Source organism: Paraburkholderia aromaticivorans, assembly GCF_012689525.1.
Classification (GTDB): Bacteria; Pseudomonadota; Gammaproteobacteria; order Burkholderiales; family Burkholderiaceae; genus Paraburkholderia; species Paraburkholderia aromaticivorans_A.
This window is the reverse complement of the sequence record NZ_CP051514.1, coordinates 825,557-851,125: the sequence shown is the minus strand read 5'-3', so window position 1 is coordinate 851,125 and position 25,569 is coordinate 825,557. Positions and strand designations below refer to the sequence as shown.

Annotated in this window: 19 protein-coding genes; 14 read left to right on the top strand and 5 right to left on the bottom strand. The window is 58.9% G+C overall.

Going from position 1 to position 25,569, the window contains the following annotated elements; all coding sequences use genetic code 11:
- Positions 1 to 148: 148 nt before the first annotated feature.
- A complete protein-coding gene (locus HF916_RS03955; protein WP_240975349.1) occupies positions 149 to 1,450 on the bottom strand; it encodes an MFS transporter in 1,302 nt (433 codons plus the stop codon).
- A gap of 759 nt (positions 1,451 to 2,209) precedes the next feature.
- On the opposite strand from HF916_RS03955, the gene HF916_RS03950 reads away from it, so the two are divergent.
- On the top strand, positions 2,210 to 2,992 hold the full coding sequence (locus HF916_RS03950; protein ID WP_168787886.1) for an SDR family oxidoreductase: 783 nt from the start codon (positions 2,210 to 2,212) through the stop codon (positions 2,990 to 2,992).
- Between the two features lie 168 nt (positions 2,993 to 3,160).
- Here the strand turns inward: HF916_RS03950 and HF916_RS03945 are convergent, their stop codons facing one another.
- Positions 3,161 to 3,718 carry a nuclear transport factor 2 family protein gene (locus tag HF916_RS03945; RefSeq protein ID WP_168787885.1) on the bottom strand — a complete coding sequence of 186 codons (558 nt, stop codon included), beginning with the start codon at positions 3,716 to 3,718 and terminating at the stop codon, positions 3,161 to 3,163.
- Positions 3,719 to 4,125: 407 nt separating this feature from the next.
- Between HF916_RS03945 and HF916_RS03940 the strand changes: the two genes are divergently transcribed.
- Positions 4,126 to 4,893 carry a GntR family transcriptional regulator gene (locus HF916_RS03940; protein WP_240975348.1) on the top strand — a complete coding sequence of 256 codons (768 nt, stop codon included), beginning with the start codon at positions 4,126 to 4,128 and terminating at the stop codon, positions 4,891 to 4,893.
- 226 nt (positions 4,894 to 5,119) lie between these two features.
- Here the strand turns inward: HF916_RS03940 and HF916_RS03935 are convergent, their stop codons facing one another.
- Positions 5,120 to 6,283, bottom strand: a complete 1,164-nt coding sequence (locus HF916_RS03935; protein ID WP_168787884.1) for a CaiB/BaiF CoA transferase family protein — start codon at positions 6,281 to 6,283, stop codon at positions 5,120 to 5,122.
- Positions 6,284 to 6,542: 259 nt separating this feature from the next.
- Positions 6,543 to 7,478, bottom strand: coding sequence for an alpha/beta fold hydrolase (locus HF916_RS03930; RefSeq protein ID WP_240975347.1), 936 nt, complete (start codon positions 7,476 to 7,478; stop codon positions 6,543 to 6,545).
- Positions 7,479 to 7,743: 265 nt separating this feature from the next.
- Here HF916_RS03930 and HF916_RS03925 point away from each other — a divergent pair, with 265 nt between their 5' ends.
- The gene (locus tag HF916_RS03925) at positions 7,744 to 8,925 is read left to right on the top strand and encodes a CaiB/BaiF CoA transferase family protein (protein ID WP_168787883.1); all 1,182 of its coding nucleotides are present in this window, start codon (positions 7,744 to 7,746) and stop codon (positions 8,923 to 8,925) included.
- A 105-nt stretch (positions 8,926 to 9,030) separates the two neighbouring features.
- On the opposite strand, the gene HF916_RS03920 is transcribed toward HF916_RS03925, so the two are convergent.
- On the bottom strand, positions 9,031 to 9,819 hold the full coding sequence (locus HF916_RS03920; protein WP_240975346.1) for an SDR family NAD(P)-dependent oxidoreductase: 789 nt from the start codon (positions 9,817 to 9,819) through the stop codon (positions 9,031 to 9,033).
- A 238-nt stretch (positions 9,820 to 10,057) separates the two neighbouring features.
- Here HF916_RS03920 and HF916_RS03915 point away from each other — a divergent pair, with 238 nt between their 5' ends.
- The 11 genes from HF916_RS03915 to HF916_RS03865 all read left to right on the top strand — a co-directional run bounded on the left by HF916_RS03915 (position 10,058) and on the right by HF916_RS03865 (position 25,561).
- The gene (locus HF916_RS03915) at positions 10,058 to 10,807 is read left to right on the top strand and encodes an electron transfer flavoprotein subunit beta/FixA family protein (protein WP_168787882.1); all 750 of its coding nucleotides are present in this window, start codon (positions 10,058 to 10,060) and stop codon (positions 10,805 to 10,807) included.
- Between the two features lie 11 nt (positions 10,808 to 10,818).
- Complete coding sequence (locus HF916_RS03910; protein WP_168787881.1) at positions 10,819 to 11,751, top strand: electron transfer flavoprotein subunit alpha/FixB family protein; 933 nt, start codon at positions 10,819 to 10,821, stop codon at positions 11,749 to 11,751.
- Between the two features lie 106 nt (positions 11,752 to 11,857).
- Positions 11,858 to 12,703 (top strand): MaoC/PaaZ C-terminal domain-containing protein, encoded by an 846-nt coding sequence (locus tag HF916_RS03905; protein WP_168787880.1) that lies wholly within the window; start codon positions 11,858 to 11,860, stop codon positions 12,701 to 12,703.
- An 80-nt stretch (positions 12,704 to 12,783) separates the two neighbouring features.
- Positions 12,784 to 13,605 carry an HpcH/HpaI aldolase/citrate lyase family protein gene (locus HF916_RS03900; protein WP_168787879.1) on the top strand — a complete coding sequence of 274 codons (822 nt, stop codon included), beginning with the start codon at positions 12,784 to 12,786 and terminating at the stop codon, positions 13,603 to 13,605.
- Positions 13,606 to 13,687: 82 nt separating this feature from the next.
- Entirely contained in the window at positions 13,688 to 15,358 is a 1,671-nt protein-coding gene (locus HF916_RS03895; protein WP_168787878.1) for an electron transfer flavoprotein-ubiquinone oxidoreductase, read from the top strand.
- Positions 15,359 to 15,756: 398 nt separating this feature from the next.
- Positions 15,757 to 19,266, top strand: coding sequence for a pyruvate carboxylase (locus tag HF916_RS03890; protein ID WP_168787877.1), 3,510 nt, complete (start codon positions 15,757 to 15,759; stop codon positions 19,264 to 19,266).
- A 502-nt stretch (positions 19,267 to 19,768) separates the two neighbouring features.
- Positions 19,769 to 20,665, top strand: coding sequence for an HpcH/HpaI aldolase/citrate lyase family protein (locus tag HF916_RS03885; RefSeq protein WP_168787876.1), 897 nt, complete (start codon positions 19,769 to 19,771; stop codon positions 20,663 to 20,665).
- 29 nt (positions 20,666 to 20,694) lie between these two features.
- Positions 20,695 to 21,171, top strand: a complete 477-nt coding sequence (locus tag HF916_RS03880; protein ID WP_168787875.1) for a MaoC family dehydratase — start codon at positions 20,695 to 20,697, stop codon at positions 21,169 to 21,171.
- A gap of 93 nt (positions 21,172 to 21,264) precedes the next feature.
- On the top strand, positions 21,265 to 23,139 hold the full coding sequence (locus HF916_RS03875; RefSeq protein ID WP_240975345.1) for an AMP-binding protein: 1,875 nt from the start codon (positions 21,265 to 21,267) through the stop codon (positions 23,137 to 23,139).
- 41 nt (positions 23,140 to 23,180) lie between these two features.
- Positions 23,181 to 24,338, top strand: a complete 1,158-nt coding sequence (locus HF916_RS03870; RefSeq protein WP_168787873.1) for an acyl-CoA dehydrogenase family protein — start codon at positions 23,181 to 23,183, stop codon at positions 24,336 to 24,338.
- Between the two features lie 11 nt (positions 24,339 to 24,349).
- Positions 24,350 to 25,561: an acetyl-CoA C-acetyltransferase gene (locus HF916_RS03865; protein WP_168787872.1), complete on the top strand. Its 1,212-nt coding sequence runs from the start codon at positions 24,350 to 24,352 to the stop codon at positions 25,559 to 25,561.
- Positions 25,562 to 25,569 lie beyond the last annotated feature (8 nt).

The following is a 25,569-nucleotide window of genomic DNA, read 5'->3' as shown; positions in this document are numbered from 1 at the left end:
CCTCTTATTATTCGTCTGGCCGCGCGGCGCTGTAACACATCGATTAGAGCAGGGACGGAGTGCTCTATTCAGGCCCCGGGTGTCAGCTGTATCGAACTTCAGCCGGTATCCGAAGTGCCTGACTGGGGCTAAACCCATCGTGATGAAATTACTTGAGCGGCTGATGCGCGGTCTCTTTCAGGGACAAAATGAACGGCAGGGAGATGATTGCAGCCACGATGACGTAATAGCTTGGCGAGAGATGGGAGTCGGTAATCTTGATTAATGCCTCAGAAATCAACGATCCAAACCCGCCGAAAATTGCGGTGGCGAGGCCGAATGCCAGCGATACGCCGCCTGAACGGAGACGCGTGGGGAACATTTCCGCCATCGTTGCCGGGAACACGCCCGCAAAGACGCCGACCAGGGCGCCCACACCGACCAGCGACATCACGAGGAGTGGCGTAGATGTGTTGCTGAGGAAGAAACTGAAAAGCGGATATGGCAATACGATGAAGGCACTCGCGACCGCGATCAACAACGGTTTGCGTCCGACGACGTCCGAGATTGCAGCCGAAAGGACGATGGACGTTGCCATGGTAATCAGGCCAGCGGTGTTGCCCCAGAGTGCGACGCCACTGGGTAAATGAGCGTGGGTTGAGAGGAAGGCGGGCAGGTATGAGAGGAACACATAGTAGGACGCGATCCAGATCATCGTCATCCCGATAGCCTTGCAGCAAGCCGTCCAGGTGGACGTAGTGCTGGTCGTTTCCGGCCGGGCATTGACCGGATTGGCATGCTGCTGTTCGAGGAAGGCGGGCGTCTCATCAATTTTCGCGCGCAGATAGAACCCCACAGGCGCGATCACTGCGCCGCCTACGATAAAGAGGATTCTCCATCCGTAACTTTCCAGTGCCTCGTGAGTCATGGTCGTGGACAGTACGGCGGCCACTGCCGAACCAAACACCGTCCCGAACACACCGCTTGCCTGCTGAAGGCATGCATACAGTGCGCGGCGCCTGGGCGGAGCCCATTCAATCAGGAAAGTGATGGCGTTGCCAGCTTCGCCACCCGCTGAAAAGCCCTGCAACAGTCGACAGATGACAAGGCAGATGGGTGCGGCGATGCCAATCTGCGCGTAGTTCGGCATGACGCCAATGAGCAAGGTGCCGAGACCCATCATCGGCATAGCGAACATTAACGCCGTCTTGCGGCCGCGCGCATCGCCAAGTCGCCCAAAGACGATTGACCCGAGCGGTCTGGCAATCAGCCCAACGCCAAACACCGCGAATGTGCTGATCAACGCAGTGGTTCGATCCTGAGTAGGGAAAAACTGATGCGCAATGACGGTTGCGAAGTAGGCGTAACTTGCGAAATCAATCCATTCAAGTGCGTTCCCTAGCACCGTAAAAAAAATTGCCTTTTTACTCATGCCCATTGCACCATTTACGGTCATTGTACTGGTCGACATCATGTCTCCGTTTCACTTGTTCAAATCATAAGTACTACGATATGTCTGGCGCCCATGGATCTGCGTAATACCCGGTCTGTGACGTGGACTGACAGCCTGTCGGTGGGTCTTCAGCCAAACATCGCCCAGCCAGCGTCGGATATCAGGCTCGAAACGTTCGTAACGTGTCGGGTTCAGTATAATGCATAATGTAGCGTACGTACTTGGTGTTTACGCTCGCTTGCGCGTACCACCTCGGCAAGAATGCATAAACTCCAGCGAGCTCATCTCTGAGCGGTTTGATAGTTTCGGGAAAGAGTCCTCGCGGATTCGCGGCTGGGGGCGTTTCGAGGCTTCTCTGGCTGGGAAAAAATATGCGTTACGTCAGTCCCGAGGCGGTAGATCGCGGCGCTGACACGATTGACTTTCTCGACGTTGATAATGCATTATGCATGTTGGGTGCGGAAGCGAAACGCTGATCTCTGAAGAGCGACCTCATCAGAGGGGTGCGGGGGTTGTGTCGTCCGCAGAGGGACAGGGGATGCGTCACCCACTATGACGCTGGGTTGTTTGAAGCAATTTCACAGCCCAGATCGGATTGTCCGGCTTTTTTTCTGGAATAGTCAGCAGTGTGGGATGAGTTCCACGATGCGGGAAGCTCGAGGATTTGATCCTCGGGAGTGACGGTGCTGTTACGACGATTCCGGTCTGTGAGCACCGTGAGGGCAGTGGGTTCGTCGAGCGCAAAGACGAGTAGGCAAACGGGAACGGGAGGGTGTCATGACGGTTATTGATGAGTTGTTTGGAGTCGCTGGCAAAAGTGTGCTGGTCACAGGCGGCAGTCGCGGAATCGGGAAGGCCATGGCGGAAGCGTTCGTCAAGGCGGGCGCGAGGGTGTACATCTGTTCGCGCGACGCAAAAAAATGTGATGAGGCGGCCCAAAGCCTGCAGCAATTCGGTGCATGCACGTCACTTCCTTGCAATATTGCATCGAGTGAAGACCGGCAACGACTGATCGCCAGACTCAGCGAGCACGAGAAGTCTCTCAATGTGTTGATCAACAATGCCGGAGCGATCTGGGCCGCGCCATTGGCTGAGTATCCAGAAGCGGGCTGGGACAAAGTGTTTGACCTGAACGTGAAGGGCTCGTTTTTTATGGTTAAGGATCTGGTGCCGCTGCTCAGCGCAGGAGGCAGTGCCAGTGATCCCGCGCGCATCATCAATGTCGGGTCTATTGATGCATTCCACGTACCTGGCCACGAGACCTATGCATATTCGAGTTCAAAGGCCGCGCTGCATCACCTGACGCGACATCTCGCGTCTCAGCTCGCATCAAGGCATATCACTGCCAACATCATTGCACCGGGCGTGTTCCCGAGCAAAATGCTCGCTACAACGCTCGAGATCAAAGGCATGGAAGCCATGGTCGAGCCGGTACCCCTCAAGCGACTCACCGGCGACTCCGATATGGCGGGCGCTGCAATCTATCTCGCTTCGAAGGCAGGAGCGTATGTCACGGGCGCGGTCATTCCGGTTGATGGCGGCATGGCAACGACGCTGTAACTCGTCCGAAGTGGCTCGCTATTCCGCGCTGTCGCATTGTTGCCGTAGCGCGGACGAGTCCACCGCCGTGAGGATGGGCATGCCGTTCAGTCAGGAGACGAACGGCATTTTTCACGGGGTTGAACACGCGGGTGAGAGCAGGTCATCGTCCCGTCTGAGAATGGCGCGCTACCGGACGCCGAAGATTTCTCGTTCGACTTCATACAGCCGGTCGTTGTGGCTGCGGTGTCCCCAGCGCACGCCGTCTTTGCGTTTGCCGCCGAGCGCAATGTAGTGCGAAAGTGCTTCTAGCACGACAGTCCGGTGCGCCACGCGCCACTCACCGTCGCGACGCTCGAAGCGATCAACGTAGCGGCCCCAGCCTTCACGCGCAATTGCATCATCCACACCTGCGTTGTCATCGCCGTCTGCCGCGGGCTGCAGACGCCGGCTCACAAAATACGTTTCGACCAACGCGACATCTGGCGTCGCAAATTCGATCAGGCAGTTGCCGAGAAAATGCATCGAGTTATCTACACCGTCAAACCGGCGATCGAGCCATTCGATAAGCCCCGGGATGCCACCTTTATACTCGCCGTGCTCATCGTATGCATCCGGATGATAGGCCGACCGCACCTGGTCCCAGTCGCCGCGATCCACTGCGCGCGCATAGCGGCAGATGGCCTCCCGTATCGCCTCCTTGTCAATCAGCGTTCGCAAAGCTTGCATGTTCAGCGTGTGCGGCATCGAATCACTCCTTGTCCATAACCTGTGGGCGACCATCGAAAAGGTCGTTCTACTGCGCTGAGTCGATATGACGAAACTGCCAGTAACACGGTCCCGTCATCGCCATGACCCGCCTGGACATTTGCTCTATCGAGAATTTCCAGTTCGTGTATTATGCATTATAAATGCTAACATAACACCAAATTCCCTGCGCTGTTCGCTGGCTCTATCCGCGGCACGACGTACAAGTTGAGGGAGGGGATTCGCCGCACAACGGCGCCAGTCCGGCCGCGACGAGAAAGCGACCGTCAATGCTACAACGATGATTGATCAGACAGCCAGGTCTCTTCGCCTAGCTGGCGAGGCATGATATATTATCGATAAGGCAGTTTATCTACACTTTTTGATCGCAGCACAGGGACCAGGACATGGAACGCATCGCAGCGCATGATGACCATAGCGGAGTGGGGCCGCATCTTGGCCGGGGAGCAGATGACAGCTCTCCTTTCAAGGGCGGCATGGGAAAGCTCCAGTTGTCCGAAGCTGTCGCAATGCATCTGCGTGAACAGATCATATCCGGCAAGCTCAGTTCGGGCGAGTTTCTCAGAATCGATGCGATTGCGAGCGAACTCGGAGTCAGTTCCACGCCCGTGCGCGAAGGCCTGTTGCTGCTGCAAAGCGAGTCAATCGTGCGGCTGATTCCGCGGCGCGGGTTTGTGGTCGTGGGACTGCGCCGGGAGGATCTGCTCGATTTGTTCTGGGCACAGGCAACGATCGGCGCAGAGCTGGCAGCGCGCGCGGCCGTGCACATGACTCAAGAGGACATCGCAGCCCTTCAGGACCTGGACGCGCAACATCAGCGTGCAGTGGCGAGTGGCCAGGACGCACTCGCTGCCAGGTTAGGGCATCTGTTCCATCGTAAGATCAACCTGTCGGCGCAGTCTGCCCGACTGGCCCAACTGCTGGGCAACCTCACGCGGCAACTGCCGAACTGGTTCTACGCTAGCATTGAGGGACAGCTTCAAGGCGCTGTCGACTACCATCCCATCATTGTCAATGCGATTCGCGTACACGATGCAGAATCCGCGCGGTCGCTCATGTTCCGCCATATCCTGAGTGGTGGCGAACATATGGTAGCGACATTCGATCGCCAGCACACATCGAGCCAGGCAGAACAAAAGAGCGCGGCTGAATAACCTGAAACCGGGATGAATCCCGGAGACAGATCATGTTCGAAGGGCGTTGATTGATGACCGGAAACGTCGGACGGCGCGTTTCAGTCAAAACTCACGTGTGTGCCGGTCGAAGCACCCCTGGTGCCAAGGTCCGGTGTTCACAGGCGGTCGCATCGCATCAGGCGAGGTCCTTCGTTTCTCGACCCGGGCTTCGTTGAAACCCAGGTCGCCAGTCACACGCGGTGCATCAGATTGCACCCGCTTCCTGTAGTCGTTGTATGTCCTCGTCGCTAAAGCTATTTTCTTTCAGGATGTCGACCGTGTGCTCGCCAACTTTCGCGGGCGGAAACGGTGTTCCCGCTTTGGTCCGGCTGAATTTTGGCGCTGGCGCTGGCTGAACGACGCCGCCGCATTCAACAAAATTGCCGCGCGCGATCTGGTGAGGATTGCCCGGCGCTTCAGCCAGAGAAAGCACAGGAGAAAAGCATGTATCCGTGCCGTCGAAAGCTTCACACCACTCGTCGCGTGTTCTGGTTTTAAATACTTCCGCGAAGATCGCCTTCAACTGCGGCCAATGCGACTTGTCGTGCTGGTCAGGTAGATCAGTATTCTGTAAGCCGAGTACTTTCAGCGTCTCCTTGTAAAACCGTGCTTCATTGGACCCCAGGGCAATATGGCGCGCGTCCTTCGTCTCGTACACGCCATAAAACGGCGCACCGGAGTCCAGCCGGTTAGATCCGCGTTCGTCGGTCCAGTAACCTGCCGCCAACAGGCCGTAAATCATCGTCATGAGCGATGTGGCGCCGTCGATCATCCCTGCGTCGACCACTTGCCCTTTACCCGATGATCGCGACTCATGGAGTGCACACATGATGCCGAAGGCTAGATACATCGCCCCCCCACCGAAATCGCCGACCAGGTTCAAGGGCACCTCGGGCGCGCCATTTTTGCTGCCAATGGCGTGCAATGCACCGGATAGCGCAATGTAGTTAATGTCATGGCCAGGCGCTTTCGCGAGCGGGCCAGACTGTCCCCAGCCCGTCATCCGTCCATAAATCAGCTTGGGATTGAGCGCCAGGCAAGCGTCCGGACTGAGTCCCAGGCGCTCCATCACGCCAGGGCGAAACCCCTCGATCAAGATGTCCGATCGCCGGATGAGTCGCGTGACAACCTCAATCGCCTCCGGCGTTTTCAGGTCAAGCGCGATAGAGCGCCGACTCCGAAACATCACCTCATACTGACGATCCACCGGCAGTCCACTTTCGGAGGGGGCTTTCCGGTCGATCCGGATAATCTCAGCGCCCAGATCGGCTAGCAGCATCGCACAGAAGGGAGCCGGCCCCACACCGCCGACCTCGACCACCCGTAGTCCTGCCAGTGGTCCCTGGCGTGCCGTTTGTGTTGTAATCATGTTGTCTTTGCCTCCGGAGATGGCCTTTTGCGCACAGCATGGCGACTTGAGCGAAAGACGCGCTTTCGTGCGCCGCCACAAGCTTCAGGCGTTGTTCATGCCTTCAATTATAATGCATTATACAGAATGCGTGATGGCAACATTTTCCGTCAATGTTGTTGTCGGGATCCTGCCAGGGAAGATCGAGGTTGCCGATCGAGGCAGACTCGACCGATATCGACTGGACGCGGACTCAGCGTTCGCGCCGCCCGATCTGGTGTCAACGAGAACTATCGACGATATGCTCGTCGAGGAACTCAGTCATTGCTCGACCGAACACCGTGTTGTCATCGCCGGTGACCATATGGCCGGCTTCTTTGATGTTGATGTACCTGGCGTGGGGGCACAGTGCGAGAAACTCGCTAACACCTTCTTCGGTCACGACATCGGAGCTGCCACCACGCACAAGCATGGTGGGCAGATTCAGATGTTGCGCGGCTAGTGACAGGCGGGCATGTCGCAAAGCCAGATCGTCTTCCCGGGACGCCAGGAACTGCGGGTCCCAATGCCAGTAATAACGGCCGTTGGCGCCTTGTCGAATGTTTTTCATCAAGCCATCGAGACTACGCGGGCGCCGTCCGTCCGCACGGTACTGACTCACGGCGTCAGCGACTTCCTCCAGTGAGGTAAACCCCTCCGGCTTCTGTTTCATAAACGCCTGGATTCGGTCGAAGCCTGCGCGTGTTGTATTGGGGACGACATCCACCAGCACCAGCGCCGCAGCCTCAAGGCGTCCTTCGCCGATGGCGGCTAGCGCGGTATTCCCACCTAGCGAAGCACCGATTAGCGCAGGCGAGGGGCCTCCAAGCGCCTTGACCACACACGCAAGGTCGCGGACGAATGCGTCCTGGCTATAGTCTCCCTCTGGGGCCCAGTCCGAGTCCCCATGACCTCGCGCATCAAATGCGACCACGTAATATCCGCGATCGGCGAGCTCCTTTCCCGTGTTACGCCACGCATGCCGTGTCTGCCCCCCACCGTGCATTAACACCACGAGAGGGGAGGAAGGCAGGCCCCAGGAATCGCCCGCAATGTGCATATTTTCCTCGGTATGCCACCAATGCATTGGATCGGGAGTACCCGCGAGGCGCCCGCGCGTGCCTTGCGGGACGCGGTCCGGACCGCAAGGGGCCATATCAAAGGTCGTATTTTTCATCTGAGTCACATTAAGAATATAAGAATCTAGAGGCACGTCAGGGGGCCGAATTCGTGTTCAGTCAGGGGAATGTACGTGACTCTTCGGGTTTGCCCTAAGCCTTCGCACGTGTGTCTTCTGTATAATAATGCATTATGCAAGATAATGGTTGCCGACCAATTGTTATCAAATCGCGCGAATGAGCAGGCTATCGATGAATGAGCGCGTGTTGCACCTCTGTTAAGGTTGCCTGTTCCCGATTCGGACTTGATTAGGAGGCGTTGAAATGAGCGGTAAGCCGCTAGATGGCTTGAGAATACTGGAGGTCGGAGCGTATATCTCCGCACCGTACGCCGGGATGTTGCTGTCTGCTTTGGGCGCGGAAGTGGTCAAGATCGAGCCGCTGGAAGGTGAAGCCTTCAGGAGGGGAATCGGCAACGCTAGCCATTACTTCGTCCAGTACAACGCGGGCAAAAAAAGTGTCGCCGTGGATCTCAAATCTCGTGACGGCGTGAATCTCGTTAAGGCCCTGGTGCCCCGTTTCGATGTTCTGACCGAGAATATGCGACCGGGGAAGATGGACAAATTAGGATTGGGCGCAGACGTTTGCCGGGAAATCAACCCGCGGCTCGTCTATATGTCGGTCTCGGGCTTCGGAAGTGGTGGCCCGCTCATGGACCGGCCGGCCTATGACACCATCGGGCAGAGTTACGGCGGCTTTTATCACATGATGAATGATGTGGGAGACGCGCGCCTGTCAGGCACTTGCCTGGCGGATCTGATTACCGGCGTGAGTGCCACCATGGGTATTCTCGCGGCGCTTGTGGGACGCGCCCGTTCGAGCAATGACACGGGCGCTCGCGTCGAAACCTCCCTGCTGGAGGCCATCTCGATGCTCACCATTGACGCGGTCACGCAACGCGGGGAGACGGCTCAGGATCCGACGCGTGAATCGAGGCATCCGCAAGCGCAGAACTTCTGCCTGAACACGGCGTCTGGTGGTGCAATCGCCCTACACCTCTCGGGATCGGAGAAATTCTGGGGCGCCCTGACCCGGGCGATCGAACGGCCAGATTTGCTGGATGATCCGCGCTTTCGCCGCTACCCGGATCGGGCGGTTTCCGCCCACTATCATGCGCTCGTCGAGATTCTTGAGGCGGAGTTTTGCAGGCGATCCCGAGACGAATGGGAGCAGCGACTGACGGCAGCGGATGTGCCGTACGCGCCTGTACTGAGTCTCGGCGAACTGGCTGTGCATCCGCAGGTCGAATGGCTGCAATTGCTGGGCACGGCACCCTCTGGCCAGACGCTCGTGCGTCCGCCATGGCGTTTTGACGGTGAGCGCCCGAACCGAAATGAACCCACTGCCCATGTGGGTGAACATACCCGTCAGGTACTGGGTGAAATCCTCTCCGAAGCGCAAGTCAACGAGCTGATTGCGAACGGTACCGTCGTCACCGGAGAGTAAGCGCGGAGTAATCGCGGGTGGCCGCGCAGGCAGGGGGCGCGGCCTTGTGACAGCCTCGGTCCAGCGGGATTCGAGGCTGGCCGGATGCTCAATCGGCGGCACGCGTTACGGGTGGGCTGGACGCGATGAACCTGATGACAGTGCGAGGTTGCCCCCGTCAACGTTCATAATGAGACCGTGTACGGAAGACGCTTCAGCCGAAGCCAGAAATGCGATTGCGTGTGCCTGTTCTTCCGGTTGTGCGGCATGGCCTAACGGGATTCTGCGCTCACGCTCGACAAACATCTGCGGATTGCGCTCCTGATCTGCCTTGAAAAGATCGGTCCATGTCATGCCGGGGCAAAGCGCATTGACGCGAATGTTATAGCGTCCCCAATCGACCGCGAGTGCCTTTGTCAGGCCCACAACCCCGTGTTTGGAGGCGACGTAAGCGGCGCCGTTCGGGATTGCGACCAGACCCGCGAGTGACGCCACGTTGACAATGGCGCCGCGCCGGCGCGGAATCATTGAGTCGTGTGCGACGGCATGCGACCAGTAGAAAACACCATCCAGATTAATGGACATGGCCCGGCGCCAATCTTGCGGTGTGAGCGTTTCCGCGGGTTTGCGCATCATGATGCCTGCGTTGTTGACCAGGACATCTATCCGCCCATGCGTTGCAATCACCTGTTTCACACTCGCGCTGACGCATGCTTCGTCGCTTGCGTCGGCCGGTAATCCGCTCACGCTGCCGCCCTCAGCTTTCACGGCTTTCACGGCTTGGTCCACCGCTTCTGCGTCCATGTCGTTAATGAACACATGCGCGCCCTCCCGGCAGAACTGCCGTGCGGCGGCAAGCCCGATACCTCGGGCCGCACCGGTCACTACGATGACCTGGTCTTTGAAGCGCATCATGATGATCTCCTTGGAGTAGTTGTCGGTAACAAGGTTTACACACGCCGGAGCAGGCGAGGGCATCGACCGGTGGGACGACCCGGACGCCTCGCCGTTCCCTGAGCGCAGGTGAACATTGACAACTATAACATATGATGCATAATGTATTATCTTCGCTGTCCGGACGGGCTAAGCGTTGACCGGGAGCGCATGTGAAGTGAAGGCGCTGAGATTCGGAAGCTTCAATAGGGTGCGATCGATGAGAGTACTGGTGGCGGTAAAGCGTGTCGTGGATTTCAACGTGAAGGTTCGTGTCAAGGCGGACGGGAGTGGCGTGGACCTCTCGAACGTCAAGATGAGCATGAACCCGTTCGACGAGATTGCCGTTGAGGAAGCGGTGCGTCTGAGGGAAGCTGGGGTGGCTTCGGAAGTTGTTGCGGTGACCTGTGGTCCCGCCGCTAATCATGAAACGCTGCGTACAGCACTGGCGATGGGCGCAGACCGCGCCATTCTGATTCAAACCGAGGATCGGCTCGAACCGCTGGCGGTGGCGAAATTGTTGAACGCGGTGCGTGCAAAAGAGAATCCTCAGCTCATGATCCTGGGCAAGCAGTCAATCGACGACGACTGCAATCAGACCGGACAGATGCTCGCCGCGCTGGGAAATCTGCCGCAGGCAACATTCGCGTCCAGGATCGACGTCACCGCGGACACCGTGACCGTGACGCGCGAGGTTGATGGCGGACTGGAGACGTTGTCGCTCGATCTGCCCGCTGTGTTGACGACGGATCTTCGTCTCAATGAGCCACGCTACGTGACCTTGCCGAGCATCATGAAGGCGAAGAAAAAACCGCTCGAAACCGTGAAGCCTTCGGATCTTGGCATCGATATCAAGCCGCGTCTGACGACGGTGAACGTTGCGGAACCGTCCAGGCGCGTCGGCGGCGTTCGCGTTCCGGATGTATCTGCACTGATCGCGAAACTCAACGACGAAGCGAAAGTACTGTAAGGATGGGTGATATGAATATTCTGGTCATTGCAGAACACGACAACCAGCAGCTTAAACCGGTCACGTTGAACGTTGTGCGTGCAGCAACCGAGTGCGGGACACAGGTTCACGTCCTCGTCGCGGGTAAAAACTGCAGCGCGGTTGCGGAGCAGGTGTCAAAAGCGGTCGGTGTAAGCAGGGTGCTGCTTGCGGACGGCGACGTGTTGCAGGACGGCCTGGCCGAGACCACGGCCGCCCAGGTCGTCAGGATCGCGGCAAACTATACCCACGTCTTGGCACCGGCCACTGCATTCGGGAAAAGCGTGGCGCCGCGCATTGCCGCATTGCTGGACGTTGCGCAAATTTCCGAGATCACGAAAGTCGTGAGCGCCGATACCTTTGAAAGGCCGATTTATGCGGGAAGCGTCATCGTCACTGTTCGCAGCTCGGATGCGATCAAAGTCTTGACAGTACGTGCTACCGCATTCTCGGCAGACCCGGCCGACCAGGCAAGCGCATCGATTGAGTCCATTCAGGTGGTAGACGGCTTCAGCCGCACTCGCTTTGTCGGACGCACGACCACGAAGCTGGATCGTCCAGAACTGGGCGCCGCGAAGATCGTCGTGTCGGGTGGCCGCGGTCTCGGCAGCGGGGAAAATTATACGAAGGTGCTTGAGCCGCTGGCCAGCAAGCTTGGGGCTGCCCTCGGCGCAAGCCGCGCGGCGGTCGATGCAGGATATGTACCGAACGACTATCAGGTTGGGCAAACCGGCAAGATCGTCGCGCCGCAACTCTATGTCGCTGTCGGGATTTCGGGCGCGATCCAGCACCTTGCTGGCATGAAGGATAGCAAGGTGATTGTTGCGATCAATAAGGATCCTGAGGCGCCTATCTTCTCGATCGCTGACTACGGACTGGTCGCCGATCTGTTCGAAGCGGTGCCGGAAATGGTCGAGGCATTGTAAGTCCGAACTATTTTTCAACCGCCACACAGTGGAGGAGCGATCGCCAATGTGTGGCGCGCTGGTGTGAGTACAACGCTGGTGCAATTGACCTGACATCGTGTGCGAAATGGAAGAAGCGAAAACTGACCTGACCCACCATGACGCCATGCGTCTGACGGACTACATTGCTTTGGCTCCCACCGCTGCACTGAGCGCGACGCTGGATCATCGCGCCATACCTAAGGACGGTGATCTGTTGCCCGCGTTATGGCACTGGTTGTATTTCTGGCCGCTTGCAAAACAAAGTGATCTGGGTCCTGACGGCCACCCGCGAAAGGGCGGGTTCCTGCCTGATCTGGGCTTGCCCCGGCGCATGTGGGCGGGCGGCCGGCTGCAATTCAGATCGTTGCTGAAAATCGGCCAACCGGCCACGCGCGTCTCCACGGTGCTCAATATCTCGGAGAAGTCAGGGCGGAGTGGGCGGTTGGGGTTTGTTACGGTCAGCCATCAGATAACGGGTGCGCGTGGGCTTGCCATTGAAGAAGAGCAGGATATCGTGTATCGGGAAGCCTATACGGCGGGCGCGTCCGCACCCGAGCCGACCGCCGCACCCGCCGCGGCACGTTGGCAGTACGAGGTGAACCCGACCGAGGCCATGCTCTTCCGGTACTCGGCGCTGACCTTCAATAGTCATCGAATCCACTACGACCGGGCATACGCAAGCGAGGTCGAAGGATATTCCAACCTGGTGGTCCATGGGCCGCTCATCGCGACATTGCTGATCGACCTGGTGCACAGGCAGATGCCTGACACCCCGATTGAAAGCTTTACGTTCAGGGCCGTGCGTCCAATTCTGCTGGGGCACGCTTTCACGGTTTGTGGCGAACCCAGTGCCGACGGCAAAAGCGTGGAACTGTGGGCGAAAGACCATGAGGGTTGGCTCGCCATGCGCGCTCAGGCGAGCGTTGGCTGAACCGCATTTGCGATGCGCTTAAGCGTCATTCGCCTGCCTCACACCGACTGAGCGGATCAGGCATTACTTAAGGAATAGATATGAACGAGTCCGGGAGTCCCCCATTCCAGTCGTTTCTGTTCGTTCCGGGCGATCGACCGGAACGTTATTCGAAAGCAGTTGCGAGTGGTGCCGATGCCGTCATTCTTGATCTTGAAGATGCGGTAAGCCCTTCCAGCAAGCAGGATGCGCGACACAGCGTGATGTCATGGGTCTCGCCTGATCACCCGGTGCTGGTGCGAATCAATGCACCTGGCACGCCGTGGTTCGCAGAGGATATCAAGCTCGGGATGCTACCCGGTGTCGCAGGACTGGTCCTCTCAAAAGCAGAGTCAATCAACGATATCGTCACGGCTGCTGGCGGCCCAACCGGTCAGGTGGCGATATATCCACTTATCGAATCGGCGAAGGGCATGTGGAACGTTGAAGAAATCGCCAGCGCGTCGAATGTTCGTCAGCTTCTATTCGGTACCCTGGATTTTATCGCGGACATGGGGATCGCTGGCGACGGGGAAGAGCTGAACACCTATCGTGCGACACTCGCCCTGGTTTCGCGTGTTTATGAACTGAATCCGCCGGTCGATGGCGTTTCTACTGCGATCGACGACGTGGACAAACTCATCCGTGAATCGAGTGCAGGGAAGCGTCTTGGTTTCGGCGGCAAGCTATGCATTCATCCGAAGCAGGTGCCGATTGTCAACCAATGCTATCGCCCCTCCGAAGCCGAGCTTGACTGGGCGAAACAGGTCGTTGATGCATCGTTGCATGCCGACGAGGCAGTCTTCGTCATGAATGGAAAAATGATTGATCGTCCTGTCATATTGAAAGCGCAGCGCATGCTGGCTGAGGCGAGAGGCAGATAGTCAGGTCGGCTCCAGAGATTGCTGCTGAGCGACATCTTTTGATTATGATTAGCATACCTGATTAGATGAGGTGGTTTAGGTGATGAAAGGCAAGTTTGTTGAGCAATTTGGTCCTCGCGAGTCGATGGAGTATGACGTCGTGATCGTGGGTGGGGGGCCCGCTGGCCTATCGGCCGCGATTCGACTCAAGCAGCTTGCGGCCAGAAATGGCAGCAGTATCACCGTTTGTGTACTCGAGAAAGGGTCGGAAATCGGCGCGCACATTCTGTCAGGCGCCGTGATGGATCCTGTCGCCCTCAACGAATTGATTCCAGACTGGAAGGATAAAGGCGCGCCGCTCGACGTCCCGGTAACGGAAGACCGCTTCCTCTTTCTGTCGGAAACCCGGTCGATCAGGACGCCAAACTGGGCGCTACCCAGCAACTTCCAGAACCACGGCAACTACGTGATCAGCCTCGGAAAGTTCACGCGTTGGCTTGGCCAGCAAGCGGAGGAACTGGGCGTTGAGATTTTCCCGGGTTTTGCTGCGGCTGAGGTGCTCTATCACGAGGACGGTTCGGTCACGGGTGTGGCAACCGGCAATATGGGCGTGGGCAAGGAGGGTGAGCCGACCTCGAACTTCCAGCTCGGGATGGAGTTGCACGCCAGGTATACGCTGTTTGCTGAAGGCTGTCGGGGTCACCTGGGGCGCCAACTCATTGATAAATTCCAGCTAGGCGCGAACAGTGATCCTCAGACCTATGGGATCGGCATCAAGGAATTGTGGGAGATCGGTCCCGCGGAACACAAACCAGGCCTGGTCATTCACACCGCGGGTTGGCCGCTGGACGCCAGAACCTATGGGGGGGCGTTTTTATATCACCTGGATCAGAATCAGGTGGTCGTCGGCTTAGTCGTTGGCCTCGGTTACCAGAACCCGTATCTCTCGCCATTCGAGGAGTTCCAGCGTTACAAGACGCACCCCGACATCCGTACGTTTCTCGAAGGCGGTAAGCGAGTCTCGTACGGTGCGCGTGCCATCACGGCAGGGGGCCTTCTGTCGCTGCCCAAGCCCATCTTCCCCGGCGGCGCGCTAATCGGCGACGATGCGGGTTATCTGAACGCTTCGCGTATCAAGGGCAGCCATGCCGCGATCAAGACCGGCATGCTGGCCGCTGATGCCGCATTTGACGCTGTACAGGCCGGTCGTCGGAGCGACGAACTGGTCGACTACCCGGCATCGTTCAGGAACTCCTGGCTTCACGACGAGCTGTTTAAAGCGCGCAACTTCAAACAGTGGATGGCTAAGGGCCTGTACCTCGGCACGATGATGGTCGGTCTTGAGCAAAAAGTCCTGCGCGGTAATGTGCCGTGGACACTTCATCACAAGCACCACGACCACGAGATGCTCAGGCCGGCCTCGACATGCTCGCGCATAGCGTATCCGAAGCCCGATGGCGTCTTGACGTTCGACCGCCTCTCTTCCGTGTTCATTTCCAATACCAACCACGAGGAAAATCAGCCGGTGCATCTGACGCTCAAAGATGCAAGCGTGCCGGTCAATGTGAACCTTCGAACTTACGCAGGTCCAGAAACGCGCTTCTGTCCAGCCGGCGTCTATGAATTCGTCGAAAACGAGGACGGAAGCGACCGACTGCAGATCAATGCGCAGAATTGTGTGCACTGCAAGACCTGTGACATCAAGGATCCAACGCAGAACATCGTATGGGTCACGCCGGAAGGGGGAGGAGGGCCAAACTATTCACGGATGTAGTCAGAATAAACTTTCAATCGGTAAATCCTGCGATGACTGACGATGAACAAAACGACATGAAGACGCGATATATCCCTCCGTCCGCGAAGGGGACCCACCCGGACGCCAACCGGGAGGAAGACAATTGTTCCGGGGAGTCGGTAAACCATAGCGGGACTAACTGGGCGTGGGCAACAGGACGATCCAGCTATGACTGGATGGATTCGCACTACCTCGTGGCTGACTTTGCCTAACGCGTTGAAGCCCAACGACGCTTATCGCTTTCGTGCTCGGCGGATCCGCTCGTCCGCGCCCCCGGATGAAGCTGTTGGCCTGGCAGCACATCCGGTCATTCTCACCCACACCATGCAGAATTTTCCAGGCATGGCTGCCGTCCTTGACGGTTTCGCTTAAAGACCATGAATACTCTCCCGATCAGATCCCTCCTGATAGCCAATCGCTCGGAAATCTCCATCCGCGTCATGCGAGCCGCCGCGGAGATGCACATCCGCACGATCGCCATCTATTCGAAGGAAGATCGCCTTGCGCTCCATCGCTTCAAGGCGGACGAGAGCTATCTGGTCGGCGAAGGAAAGAAGCCGCTCGCCGCCTATCTCGACATCGACGACATCCTGCGTATCGCGAGGCAGGCGAAGGTCGACGCGATTCACCCCGGTTACGGCTTTCTTTCCGAGAATCCCGGCTTCGCGCAGGCGATCATCGATGCCGGAATCCGCTGGATCGGCCCGTCGCCTGAGGTCATGCGCAAGCTTGGCAACAAGGTGGCGGCCCGCAACGCGGCTGTAGCCGCCGGTGTGCCGGTGATGCCGGCAACCCCGCCATTGCCCCACGACCTGCAGGAATGCATGCGTCTCGCCGCCGGAATCGGCTACCCGCTAATGCTCAAGGCGAGTTGGGGTGGGGGTGGGAGAGGGATGCGGGTTCTGGAGAGCGAGGACGATCTCGAATCCGCGCTCGTCGCAGCCCGGCGCGAAGCACTGGCGGCGTTCGGCAACGACGAAGTGTATGTGGAGAAGCTGGTACGCAATGCGCGCCACGTCGAGGTGCAGGTCCTCGGCGATATGCACGGCACGCTCGTGCATCTCCATGAGCGCGACTGCACGGTGCAGCGGCGCAACCAGAAAGTGGTGGAGCGCGCCCCGGCACCGTACCTCGATGATGCTGGCCGCGCGGTGCTCTGCGATTCGGCACTGCGGTTGATGCGCGCGGTCGGGTACACCCATGCAGGCACGGTCGAGTTCCTGATGGATGCCGACTCCGGCCAGTTCTACTTCATCGAGGTGAACCCGCGCATCCAGGTCGAGCACACGGTCACCGAGATGATCACCGGGGTCGACATCGTCAAGGCGCAGATCCGTATCACGGAAGGCGGAAGGATCGGCATGATCGAAGACACGCTCGACGAGGGCGGTGTCGTCAGCGTGCGCGCGGCGGGCGTGCCGGCGCAGCCGGACATTCCGCTTAACGGCCACGCGCTGCAATGCCGGATCACGACCGAAGATCCCGAGAACGGCTTCCTGCCGGACTACGGCAGGCTCACTGCTTACCGCAGCGCGGCGGGATTCGGCGTTCGTCTCGACGCCGGCACCGCCTATGGCGGCGCGGTGATTACGCCGTATTACGACTCGCTGCTGGTCAAGGTGACCACGTGGGCACCGACCGCTGCCGAGTCGATTGGACGGATGGACCGGGCGCTACGCGAGTTCCGGATTCGCGGCGTCGCGTCGAACCTGCAATTCCTCGAAAACGTCGTCAATCATCCCGCCTTCGGGCGAGGCGATGTCACAACGCGCTTCATCGACCTGACGCCGGAACTGCTCGCCTTCGCGAAGCGGCGTGACCGCGCGACCAAGCTGCTGCGTTATCTTGGCGAGGTCAGCGTCAACGGGCATACGGAGATGAGTGGCCGTTCGTTGCCTTCGTTGCCGATGTCGCGGCCGCTGCTGCCGGCGCTCGACACCACGCTTCCTCTGCCACCGGGTATGCGCGACCGGTTGCGCGAACTTGGACCAGAGAAGTTCGCGCGCTGGATGCTTGACCAGAAGCAGGTTCTGCTGACCGATACGACGATGCGCGACGCGCACCAGTCGTTATTCGCGACGCGCATGCGCACGGCCGATATGCTGCCGATCGCGCCGTTCTACGCCCGCGAACTCCCGCAGCTCTTTTCGATGGAATGTTGGGGCGGCGCGACCTTCGATGTGGCACTGCGTTTTCTCAAGGAGGACCCGTGGCAACGCCTCGCGCAGTTACGCGAGCGGGTGCCCAACATCCTGTTCCAGATGTTGCTGCGCGGCTCGAATGCTGTGGGATATACGAACTACGCGGATAACGTCGTCAGGTTCTTCGTCAGCCAGGCCGCGAGCGCCGGAGTCGACCTCTTCCGCGTCTTCGATTCGCTGAACTGGGTGCGCAATATGCGCGTGGCGATCGACGCAGTGCGCGAAAGCGGTGCGCTGTGCGAAGGGGCGATCTGCTATACCGGAGATCTGTTCGACGGCTCGCGTTCGAAGTACAACCTGAATTATTACGTGGGAATTGCGCGCGAACTGCAAAACGCCGGCGTGCATATCCTGGGCGTCAAGGACATGGCGGGTATCTGCCGCCCGCAGGCCGCCGCTGCGCTCGTGAAAGCGCTCAAGGAAGAAACCGGCTTGCCCGTGCATTTCCATACGCACGACACCAGCGGCATTTCAGCGGCTTCGGCGCTGGCCGCGATCAACGCCGGCTGCGATGCGGTGGATGGCGCGCTCGACGCGATGAGTGGCCTGACCTCGCAACCGAACCTGTCGAGTATCGCCGCGGCGCTCGCGGGCAGCGAGCGCGATCCGGGGCTGAGCCTCGAGCGGTTGCACGAAGCGTCGATGTACTGGGAGGGCGTGCGCCGCTACTACGCACCGTTCGAATCAGAGATACGGGCTGGTACCGCCGATGTCTATCGTCATGAAATGCCAGGCGGCCAGTACACGAACCTGCGTGAGCAGGCGCGCTCGCTTGGTATCGAACATCGCTGGACCGAAGTGTCGCGCGCATACGCCGATGTCAACCGGATGTTCGGCGACATCGTCAAGGTGACACCGACCTCCAAGGTAGTCGGCGACATGGCGCTGATGATGGTGGCCAATGACCTTAGCGCCGCCGACGTGTGCGATCCAGCCAGGGAAGTCGCGTTTCCTGAGTCCGTTGTCTCGCTGTTCAAGGGAGAGCTCGGCTTTCCGCCTGACGGTTTTCCGGTGGATCTGTCACGCAAGGTGCTGAGGGGCGAGCCGCCTGCGCCTTACCGGCCTGGCGACGCGCTGGCGGCGGTCGATCTGGAAGCGGCGCGTACGCAGGGCAAGGCTGACTGCGAACACGAGCTGGACGACCAGCAGCTGGCTTCCTACCTCATGTACCCGAAGCAGACCAGCGATTACTTCGCGCACCTGCATACCTATAGCGACACCTCGGTGCTGCCGACGCCGGCTTTCCTTTATGGATTGCAGCCGCAGGAGGAAGTGGCGATCGACATTGCGCCGGGCAAAACCTTGCTCGTTGCGTTGCAAGGGACGCACGCGGACACCGAGTCCGGCATGACCAAGGTTCAGTTCGAGTTGAACGGACAATCGCGCACGGCCTTGATCGAGCCGCGCACTACCGCACATGCGGGACCGGCGCGTCATAGCCGGCTGGTCGCCGATCCATCGAATCCGTTGCATGTTGCGGCGCCCATGCCAGGGGCAATCGTGACCGTTGCGGTGCAGTCGGGGCAGCGGGTCGCCGCCGGCACGACGCTGATCGCATTGGAGGCGATGAAAATGGAAACCCACATTGCGGCGGAGCGCGACTGCGAGATTGCCACCGTGCATGTCCAGGCGGGTGACCGTGTGGCTGCGAAGGATCTCCTGATCGAGTTGAAGGATGACCACTGATCGAGAGGCGGCGTAGCAGAATCCGCGGGCCGGCGAAGCAGGCCTGTTCATAAATCGAGCAGCGTTAGGTGGGGCGATCCGTCGGACGTCGCCGCGTGCCTCCCAGTGAGGTATCGAGTCCCACTCGAAAGCATCGTACCTGTTTCCAGCCGCATGCACCTCTGGCCCGACCAGGGAAATCCCAGGTGCACGTCGCATAAAATCGTGTATGATGCATTATATGGATCCAGAATCATTTCACGGGTGTTGGTTGAATAGTCCGCGAGTGGGCTGTAACGACCAAGGCGATTATCCCGGGGACGGCGCAGCAGGCCATGTAGAGGTCGGTGACGCGCGTGCGGCCAGCATGGTCGATGACCCGATAGCCTGGTAGATCGAATGCTGTGCACTGTGTGCCGTATTGCCCAGTTGACCCTCTGGAATCTGGGCAGGAAGCGGAGGCTCACATTTGGCTTAAATTATGCATTGTGTATAATGTGTTAAAAATTACGGAGGAAACAACATGCGATTCATGCGTTCCATTCTGTTTGTGCCGGGGCATCGCGAGGGTTGGCCTGCCAAGGCCGTTGCCGCGGGCGCGGATGGCGTCATCCTCGATCTGGAGGATTCCGTTCCTCTCAATCTGAAGGCGGAAGCGCGTCAGGTCGTGGCTGCTTCGATTCGCTCGCTTGCAGTCGCAAGCCGCAAGGTGGGCGTCTATGTGCGTCTGAACGCTCTGGAAACCGGTATGTCGGGTGACGATATCGAGTGCGTTGCGATTGAAGGTCTCGACGGCTTTGTCCTGCCCAAGACGTATGGCGCCAAGGACATCATCGCGTTCGATGCGCTGGTAACACACTATGAACGGCGTAACGGCGTCAAGCTGGGTTCCATTGAATTCCTGCTTTCATTGGAAACCGCGCAGGCTTATGCGGAATGCGAGCAGATGATCGCAGCGTCGCCGCGCGTCGCGACGCTATTTGCCGGTACAGCTAAAGATGCCGACGTATCGCGTTCGTTAGGCTTCCAGTTCACGCCGGAAGGCCTGGAAACAATTTATCTACGCAGCCGTGCCGTGCTGGCTACCCGTGCAGCAGGTCTGCAGTTCCCGTTGGTCGGGGTCTGGCAGGACCTTAAGGATCCGGACGGCGCCCGCCATTTCTCTGTGCAGAACCGTCAGCTCGGATTCCGTGGTCAGGTCCTGATCCATCCCTCCCATATTGCTGTCGCCAACGAAGTTTTTTCGCCTTCGGCACAAGACGTCATCTTCTATTCCGGGATGATCGAGGCCTTCGAGAAGGCTGAGGCTCAAGGCCTTGCAGCCGTCGTGTACGAGGGGCAGCACATTGATTACGCACATATCAAGACTGCGCGCGAACTTCTGGCACTCCATCAGGCGATTGTTGACAACGCTCATTGATCCATCTTTTACCGAACAAGGAACGAATCATGGCTGGCATGTATTACGAACAGTTTGAACCGGGTATCGTCATCGAACATGCGATCCGCAGGACGGTGACTGAGATGGACAATACACTCTATTCGGCACTGACCTACAACTGTGCGCCCCTGCATATTGACGCGGAATACAGCAAGGACAGCATCTTCGGTCAGCGCATTGTCAATAGTATGTTCCTGCTTGGGCTCGTCACGGGTGTCACCGTGATCGACACGACTATTGGGACGACGCTGGGCAATCTCGGGTTCGAAGAAATCAAATTTCCGAAGCCCGTTTTCCACGGCGATACGATCCACGTCGCGACTGAAATTCTCGATCGGCGTGAGTCAAAGAAGCGCGAGGATTCCGGTATCGTCTTTTTCAAGCACGTCGCCTACAACCAGCGTAACGAAGTCGTGTGCGAAATGAAGCGGGCAGGCCTGATGCTCAAGCGCTCCTGGGTCGAAAGCCAGGGTAAGAAGGCCTGAGCCATGTCCACTCGGTCGAGCTTTGGGAAAGTGGAGGCGGCTGCCTGGCGGCCGGGTCCCCAACATCTGGCACGTAGCAGGTTGGCGTCGGCGATGAAGCGGTGGGGATTTTCCACGCTGGAGGAATTTCATCAGGCATCGGTTGAGCGTGCCCAATGGTTCTGGGCAGCAGCGGCCGAGGATCTGGGAATTCCGTTAAAGGGGAAGCCACATGCGATTCGAGACGAGGCCCAAGGTCGAGTGTTGCCGCAATGGTTCACCGGAGCAACACTGAACGTCGTTGAGAGCTGCGTGGATCGACATGCGGCTCACCCGGTTCAGGCACGTCGTGAGGCGGTCGTCTACGAAGGGGACTTTGGTCAACGTCGCCAGCTGACGTTTGCTGAGCTGAAGCGTGAGGTCGATCGCTTTGCCGCCGGACTCACTCGTCTGGGTGTAGGCAAGGGTGACCGGGTCGCGTTATTCATGCCACCGGTGCCCGAGGCTGCCGTTGCGGTGATGGGGTGTGCAAAGATTGGCGCAATTGTCGTTCCGGCATTCTCGGGATACGGCAGCGAGTCACTGGCCACGCGACTTCAGGCTGCGGAAGCGAAGCTCCTTGTCACGGTCGATTCGACTACGCGACGCGGCAAGCCCGTCGCCATGAAGTCGATTGCCAATGGGGCTGTTGCACAGTCTCCTTCCGTTCGCGATGTGGTGGTGATTCGCTCGAGCGGGGTGCCAGTCGAAATGGATGCGCAGCGCGACCACTGGTGGGAGGACGTTGCGGCGCCTCTTCCCCCGGGTACCGCTGCGGCTCCTGCGGAAGCGCTCGACCCGAATCATCCACTCTTCATCATCTATACCTCCGGGACGACCGGCGCTCCCAAGGGAATCGTTCACTCGCATCTCGGCTATCTGCTGAAGTCCACGATCGATTTCGGCTACGCATTTGATCTGCAGGAAGACGACGTACTCGGCTGGATCACCGACATGGGTTGGATGCTTGGCCCATTGATGATCGTAGCCGGGCTTCACTGCGGCGCAACGATCGTGATGACCGAAGGCCTGCCTGATTACCCGACAATCGATCGCCTCTGGCGCATTGTTGAGCGTAACCGGGTGACGGTGATGGGGATCTCACCGACCGCTGCACGCGGCTTGCGCTCCGTCACTGCGGGCGCGCGGCCCAATGCCGATCTGAGCACGCTACGTGCGTTCGCGTCTACGGGCGAAGCGTGGGATGACCCGTCGTGGCACTGGTTATTTGAAACGGTCGGCGGATCGAAGCTGCCTATTCTCAACTATACCGGTGGGACCGAAACCGGCGGCGGCATTCTGTCCTGTTACACGATCGCACCCCAATCGCCCGCATCGTTCAGTGGTCCGCTGCCTGGCATGGACGTCAATGTCTTTGATGCCGATGGCAAGCAGACGTCGGACATCGGCGAGTTGGTGATGCTGAACACGTGGCCAGGTATGACGCATGGCTTCTGGCGCGACAACGAACGGTATCTCAATACGTACTGGGAGCGCTGGGACAACGTGTGGGTGCACGGCGATCTGGCCAGTGTCGACCCGGATGGGTTCTGGCATATCCACGGCCGCTCCGACGACACCCTGAAGATCGGCGGGCGTCGTGTTGGCCCGGCGGAAATCGAGTCCGCGTTGGTCGCGCAGCCTGACGTGGCAGAAGCCGCAGTCATTGGCGTGCCGGATGAAATCAAAGGGCAACAAGTGGTTGCATTTGTCGTACCACGCTCTGACGTACCGGAACTGTCACCTGCAGCTTTGGTTTCGGCTGTAACGCGCATGCTGGGCAAGGCCATGGCACCCGCAGAGGTATGTGTTGTGCAGGGCCTGCCGAAGACAAAGAACGGCAAGATCATGCGACGTGCCATTCGCGCGCGTTACCTCGGTCAGCCGGTGGGCGACATGTCAGCGCTCGATGCGTTGACCCCTCTCGAATTAATTTCTCCGCGCGAGTAACTGCGGTGCATTCCCGTAACTAACGTCCCCAGGATCACACCATGACTGTCGACAACGATGAACTGAACATGATTCGCGAGTCTGCCCGCGCACTCGCATCCCGCTTTGACCTTGATTACTGGCGTGAACACGACACGGAGGGCAAGTATCCGACTGACTTCATCCAGGCGTTCGCCGATGGTGGTTGGCTTGGGTCGATGATTCCCGAGGAATACGGCGGGATGGGGCTTGGCATGACGGCTGCAGCGACGATGTTGCAGGAAGCCGCCTATTTTGGCGGCTCGAATGGTGCCTCGGCGATCCACTTTTATATCTTCCCGCCCGGTCCGGTCATCCGTCACGCGTCTGAGGAACTGAAGCGCAAGTATCTGCCTGATATCGCTTCCGGCAAGAGCCTGATGTGTTTTGGCGTCACTGAACCGACGGCCGGTGTGGACACGTCGCGCATCACGACGCGCGCTGAGCGCAAGGATGGACGCTGGGTCATCAACGGCCAGAAAGTGTGGATCACGAACGCACAACGCGCAGACCGGATTCTGCTACTGGCACGCACATCACCGCGCAATGACGAGCGTCCGTACGACGGCATGACGCTGTTCTTCACCAGGATGGACCGCAAGGCGATCACGGCTACGCCGATCGAGAAACTCGCGCGGAATGCGATCGATACCAACGAACTGTTTATCGAAAACCTTGAGGTTGGCGACGACGAGGTCGTCGGTGAGGTCGGGAAGGGCTTCAAGTACCTGCTCGATGGTCTGAATCCGGAACGGATTGTCGTGGCCTGGGAGCAGATTGGCCTCGGGCGTCGCGCTCTGGACCTCGCGGTGAACTATGCGAACACGCGCGTCGTGTTCAATCGGCCGATTGGCAAGAATCAGGCTATTGCCCATCCGCTCGCTGACTCCTGGATGCGCCTCCAGTCCTCGCAAATGATGGCTGAGCATGCAGCGCGGCTGTATGACGAGCATAAGCCCTGTGGTCCAGAGGCAAATGCAGCCAAATTCCTGGCAACCGAAGCAGCCTTCGAGGTGTGTGATCGCGCAATGCAGACGCATGGTGGCTTCTGCTACGCGAAGGAATATCACATCGAGCGCCTGTGGCGTGAGGCTCGTCTGCTGAAGATCGCACCGGTCTCGCAGGAAATGGTACTGAACTACGTATCGGAAAAGGTCTTGGGCCTGCCCAAGTCCTACTAAGGGGATACGCGATGAGAGAAGCAGTTATCTGTGAACCAATCCGCACGCCAGTGGGCCGGTATGGCGGCGTGTTCCGCGATATTCCGGCAGTCCAGCTCGCGGAGACGGTCCTGCGCGAATTGGTGCGTCGTGCGTCCCTGAAAGAAGGCGACATCGATGACGTGATATTCGGGCAGTGCTACCCGAACGGCGAAGCGCCGGCTATTGGGCGCGTTGCGGCTCTGGACGCTGGCCTGGGTGTACACATTCCGGGCTTGCAGATAGATCGTCGCTGCGGCTCGGGCCTGCAGGCGGTGATCGATGCAGCGATGCGGGTGCAAACGGGGGCTGCCGATCTCGTGATTGCAGGCGGTGCGGAAAGTATGAGCCAGGCAGAGCATTACGTGCTTGGCTCGCGGTTTGGCGTGCGGGGCGACTCAACGCCGTTTTGGGATCGCATTGCACGTGGTCGCATCACATCGGGCGGGAAAAATCATCCAGTTCTCGGTGGCATGCTGGAAACGGCCGAAAACTTGCGGCGTGAATACAGGATTTCGCGTAGTGCCCAGGATGAACTGGCGTTACGGTCACACGCTCGCGCAGTACAGGCACAAAACGAAGGGCGCTTCGCCGACGAAATCGTGCCGGTCGCGGTGACCAGCCGCAAAGGCACGCAGCAGGTCACCGTTGATGAACATCCTCGTCCGGATGTCACGATGGAAAGCCTTTCTGCGCTGAAGGCAGTCCGCCTGGGCGTGGATCAGGAATCGACGGTCACCGCAGGGAATGCGAGTGGTCAGAACGACGGTGCGGCAGCGTGCATCGTGACCACGCCAGAGAAGGCTGCCGCGCTCGGTCTCAAGCCGTACGGTCGACTGCTGTCATGGGCGGCTGCGGGCGTTGAGCCGGAACGCATGGGCATCGGTCCCGTGCCCGCAGTTCAGTCAGTGCTGCGTCGCTGCGGACTGGCAATCAAGGATCTCGATCTCATTGAACTGAACGAAGCCTTTGCTGCCCAGGTCCTGGCATGCACGGCGGGGCTGAATTTTCAGTCGGGCGACTATGACCGTCTGAATGTGAATGGCTCCGGCATCTCTCTGGGACATCCGGTCGGTGCGACGGGGGTACGCATCCTGTCGACGATGCTGCGGGAACTGGATCGGCGAAAGGGCCGCTACGCGCTGGAAACCATGTGCATTGGTGGTGGCCAGGGTCTCGCCGCGGTGTTCGAGCGCGTCCAGTAAATATTCTG

Excerpts from the sequence above, each read along its gene's own strand:
- HF916_RS03900 (WP_168787879.1), top strand. The coding sequence starts at position 12,784 with ATGAACGAGTCCGGGAGTCCCCCATTCCAGTCGTTTCTGTTCGTTCCG.
- HF916_RS03930 (WP_240975347.1), bottom strand. The coding sequence starts at position 7,478 with ATGAAAAATACGACCTTTGATATGGCCCCTTGCGGTCCGGACCGCGTC.
- HF916_RS03950 (WP_168787886.1), top strand. The coding sequence starts at position 2,210 with ATGACGGTTATTGATGAGTTGTTTGGAGTCGCTGGCAAAAGTGTGCTG.
- HF916_RS03915 (WP_168787882.1), top strand. The coding sequence starts at position 10,058 with ATGAGAGTACTGGTGGCGGTAAAGCGTGTCGTGGATTTCAACGTGAAG.
- HF916_RS03875 (WP_240975345.1), top strand. The coding sequence starts at position 21,265 with ATGAAGCGGTGGGGATTTTCCACGCTGGAGGAATTTCATCAGGCATCG.
- HF916_RS03945 (WP_168787885.1), bottom strand. The coding sequence starts at position 3,718 with ATGCCGCACACGCTGAACATGCAAGCTTTGCGAACGCTGATTGACAAG.
- HF916_RS03910 (WP_168787881.1), top strand. The coding sequence starts at position 10,819 with ATGAATATTCTGGTCATTGCAGAACACGACAACCAGCAGCTTAAACCG.
- HF916_RS03870 (WP_168787873.1), top strand. The coding sequence starts at position 23,181 with ATGACTGTCGACAACGATGAACTGAACATGATTCGCGAGTCTGCCCGC.
- HF916_RS03890 (WP_168787877.1), top strand. The coding sequence starts at position 15,757 with ATGAATACTCTCCCGATCAGATCCCTCCTGATAGCCAATCGCTCGGAA.
- HF916_RS03895 (WP_168787878.1), top strand. The coding sequence starts at position 13,688 with ATGAAAGGCAAGTTTGTTGAGCAATTTGGTCCTCGCGAGTCGATGGAG.
- HF916_RS03940 (WP_240975348.1), top strand. The coding sequence starts at position 4,126 with ATGGAACGCATCGCAGCGCATGATGACCATAGCGGAGTGGGGCCGCAT.
- HF916_RS03925 (WP_168787883.1), top strand. The coding sequence starts at position 7,744 with ATGAGCGGTAAGCCGCTAGATGGCTTGAGAATACTGGAGGTCGGAGCG.
- HF916_RS03880 (WP_168787875.1), top strand. The coding sequence starts at position 20,695 with ATGGCTGGCATGTATTACGAACAGTTTGAACCGGGTATCGTCATCGAA.
- HF916_RS03905 (WP_168787880.1), top strand. The coding sequence starts at position 11,858 with ATGGAAGAAGCGAAAACTGACCTGACCCACCATGACGCCATGCGTCTG.
- HF916_RS03935 (WP_168787884.1), bottom strand. The coding sequence starts at position 6,283 with ATGATTACAACACAAACGGCACGCCAGGGACCACTGGCAGGACTACGG.
- HF916_RS03955 (WP_240975349.1), bottom strand. The coding sequence starts at position 1,450 with ATGTCGACCAGTACAATGACCGTAAATGGTGCAATGGGCATGAGTAAA.
- HF916_RS03865 (WP_168787872.1), top strand. The coding sequence starts at position 24,350 with ATGAGAGAAGCAGTTATCTGTGAACCAATCCGCACGCCAGTGGGCCGG.
- HF916_RS03920 (WP_240975346.1), bottom strand. The coding sequence starts at position 9,819 with ATGATGCGCTTCAAAGACCAGGTCATCGTAGTGACCGGTGCGGCCCGA.
- HF916_RS03885 (WP_168787876.1), top strand. The coding sequence starts at position 19,769 with ATGCGATTCATGCGTTCCATTCTGTTTGTGCCGGGGCATCGCGAGGGT.